Source organism: Bacillus sp. MYb56 (genome assembly GCF_002976445.1).
GTDB classification, from domain to species: domain Bacteria; phylum Bacillota; class Bacilli; order Bacillales; family Bacillaceae_G; genus Bacillus_A; species Bacillus_A mycoides.
On record NZ_PCOH01000097.1, the window covers coordinates 1 to 3,565 of the forward strand.

The following is a 3,565-nucleotide window of genomic DNA, read 5'->3' on the forward strand; positions in this document are numbered from 1 at the left end:
CTTCCTTCACTTGCTCCTTGTCTTACGCCTCCTGGTGTTTGACCTCCTTCACTTGCTCCTTGTCTTACGCCTTCTGGTGTTTGACCTCCTTCACTTGCTCCTTGTCTTACGCCTCCTGCCGTTGGACTTCCTTCACTCGCTCCATTTGATTTTCCGGCTTCTTTCATTTCATCTTGAAGACTTGTTGTTCCCGATTCTTGCCCATTTGCTACCCCAGGGTTTTCGTTCCCTTCTTTTTTCATATCTTCTTGAATAGATGGCGTACCACCATTCTTTTTATCTTCTTCCTTATTTAAGTTACCTTTTTCTTTTTCTTTTTTTGCTAAATCATTTCCATTTGCTTTCTTCTGATCCGCTTTTTTCATTTGATCTTGCAAGGACTCTTTATTTTCAGACTCATTCCCTTTTTTCAAGCCACTTATAAGACCAGTCATGCCACCTGTTGCCATCGCTGCCGCACTTGCTGTTTTAGCTGCTGCAACACCAGTTCCTTCCGCTGCACCTTTCGCCCCTTTTCCAATCATATTTCCGAGACCCTTCATTGGCTTTGAATTTGCAAGAGCGCCAATTCCTTTACCAAGTGCGAAACCACCTGCTAACATGCCCCAACTGCTCTTTAATCCAATATCTATTCCAAATAGCCTTTCTACGACTGCCGGGCCATCTAGAACTGCCATACTAAATGCGGCTAATGCAATCAGATACGGTACACCATTTAATTTGTCATGGAGAAACGCCGTCCCCATTATATATAGCTTCAAAGATAGGAATATCATAATCGTTGCTATAAATATATTGAGGATATTTGATAACACCGCTTTTAATTTTTGACCATTTGCAACATCGGCTGGTGCTAAGATGTTGGCTAACAAATAGTTAAATGCCAATTCATAAAATAATCTAGCTAATTTAATACTTACCAATAACAACGTTGCGCCAGTTATCAGTAAAGTAAAGAATATATTCCAGAAATTCCAATGCCAGCGATAATACTTTTCGGGAAAGAAATCAAACCATCCATCTTTTAATTCTGTTAAAGATGCGACTCCCATCCCATCCATTACCCTTTTATTTTTGAGGATATCTTGCCCACCTTCAGATAACTCCTTATCCTTTGCAAACTCAAAATCCGAATCTATTTTTTCTGTAATGTCTATCTGTCTAATATTTTTTTCTGGAATATGATTTTTCGGATTCATATCTTCTTTCTTTTTCCATCCATTTTGATCTATTACTGCAATATCCGTTATGTTCTTCTTAATAATTTCATCACTTAAAGAACCTTTTTGTTCAGATTTTACAACTGCTATGGCATCATCGGTGAACTTATCAACCTTTGTCATACCAGTACTTAATAAACAAAGTACACTCAGTGTTACGAAAATATTAATGATAATTTGAGAACGGTTCATTTGTTTGTTCATAATGAACATGTAGCCAATATATAAAAACGATATGGCTAAAAGAACGACAAACAATGGATATAACATATCAACAAAATTTTGTATTTCCGGTGAATTAAAGAATCCTTTAATCCCCAGTATGGCATCTGTCACACCTTCTAAAGCATCTACAACTAAAGATAAGCCTACAATTAGGAACCATCCTAGCCAACGCAATACATAATTCACGATGTCTCCTACTTGAAGATAATCCGAGAACGTTTCTAAAACCTTTAAAATCTCTTCATCTTTCACTATTTATCCTCCTCTCATGCTTACTACTGCCCTAATACTTCTTTTGCTGTCCAATTCACTCTTTCATTCAGTCTGTCAATACGAATAATCAATTTTCCTTTTTGTTCCCGATCTACTGAAAGAAAAAGAACCGCATCTTCCAGACCAAGAATGACCTCATTTTCTTCTGTTACAAACGGCGAGTAACTATCTAAAATCAATTGCATTTTATCTGTTATTGTCGGCATCTCCATTCTCGCTTCCTCCTTTATTTCTGGATTCAAAAAGGCACTCAATTATTTGAGTGCCTTTCTAACTCGTTACGTGTTCCTTTTCCTCTAAATCACGTAAAATTCGATTAATCTTATTTTCAACTGCTTGATATACACCTTTGTCGATATGGTCATTGTGAGCCAACATTTGAAATTCACTGTAAAACTCGCCCATTTCCTGATTTTCAACCTCATCTATTCCCTTACCTAACTGTGCTATAAAGAAATTATCAACCAGTTTCAAAACCGCTAAATCAGATTCAAAAAATTCATTAACCGTTTTTTCCTTCCAATTTTCTATGGAGAGGGAATTAAACGGGCTATCTTCCGGCTGAAACGCCTCTTCCGGTATATCTTCATCAATTCCCATCATTGTTGGCTCTTCTACTGGCTGCGGTGTCTCTACTGGTGGCAACTCTTCCTGTTCTGGCTCTGATGGTTCTTTCTTAATTTGTTCTTCCTTTCTTTCTCCTAGAAAATCTACAATCAGTTTTTTCGGTTCTACATCATCATGTAAGGAGTGGATATCTATATCTAAAATAGATTTATCTGTATCGAACTCTACCCCTAAGTACTCCCATCTATATTTTAAAGCTGTTTCTCCTGTATTATAAATTGGTCGTGGTCTGATGCGCTTTCGATTATTATCTTGACGTTTTATGACACGAATAACAGCACTTTCTCCTTCTTTAAAATTCATCAGTTCATTTGATGTTAACAGTGGTCGTTGATCTAGACCTTCCGTTTTATTTTTATCAGTAGAAAGACCTTTTCCACTTCGGGAAGGTAGGTTAATCGTCTGATTCCCTAGTTTTTTGGAAACCTTTTCGGCGGTTTCTTGATCGTTAGTTAGAATGTAGATCGTATTCCCACAGTTTCCATCAATCGTATCTGCATCCTCACCATACTTATTTTTCAATTGTGCATATGCCTGGATCACAAGGTTAAAGCGAACATTTCTACCGAGACAAACTGTTATAATATTCGCCATTCCTTCAATACTCGGCATATTTCCATACTCGTCGAGGCAAAAAACTACCTCACGGTGACATTTCCCTCCACGAGCAAGGGATGCACCTTTAGCCAATATAAAATAAAGCTGCCTTACAAAAATAGAAGCAATCACATGATTCGAAGAATCAAAGTCTGGTGTAATCATAAAAATAGCGACTGGTTTATCGAAATAATCCACTTTTGTTACTTGCACATCTTCATTTTCTTCTACTACATTAAATTCTGTATGACCCGTTTTTTCATCTATTTTTGTAATAGAAATAGATGCTTTGGTTTGAAGATTTTCCTTTTCATTACATTGAATGGTATCTCCAACTTTTATTACTTGTTTGAAATCTAATACAAAATGTCCTGTAATATCTGCCTTGATAGACTCCTTTGAGCCATCGGGAAATACAATTTCTACTCGTTTTCTAGGTGTCACTTTTCCTTTTATTGTTTTTCCAAAACCGACACGTTTTAAATCCACACTATTTTTCGCTGTCATTTTAGCGATTTCATCAAATGTAAAAATAGAAAGTCCGTTCATTGTTTGGGTGAAAATCCCGCCTCGTGTCGTTCCTTTCGAGAAGTTTGAGGTTGCATATTGCATTTTCGCAACAC

Annotated in this window: 3 protein-coding genes; all 3 read right to left on the reverse strand. The window is 36.9% G+C overall.

What is annotated here, in order from left to right; genetic code table 11:
• A partial coding sequence (locus tag CQ058_RS30915; RefSeq protein WP_105590248.1) for a pLS20_p028 family conjugation system transmembrane protein occupies positions 1 to 1,697 on the reverse strand: 1,697 nt, incomplete at its 3' end.
• A 23-nt stretch (positions 1,698 to 1,720) separates the two neighbouring features.
• A complete protein-coding gene (locus CQ058_RS30920; protein ID WP_002187856.1) occupies positions 1,721 to 1,930 on the reverse strand; it encodes a hypothetical protein in 210 nt (69 codons plus the stop codon).
• A gap of 58 nt (positions 1,931 to 1,988) precedes the next feature.
• A partial coding sequence (locus CQ058_RS30925) for a VirD4-like conjugal transfer protein, CD1115 family (RefSeq protein ID WP_105590249.1) occupies positions 1,989 to 3,565 on the reverse strand: 1,577 nt, incomplete at its 5' end.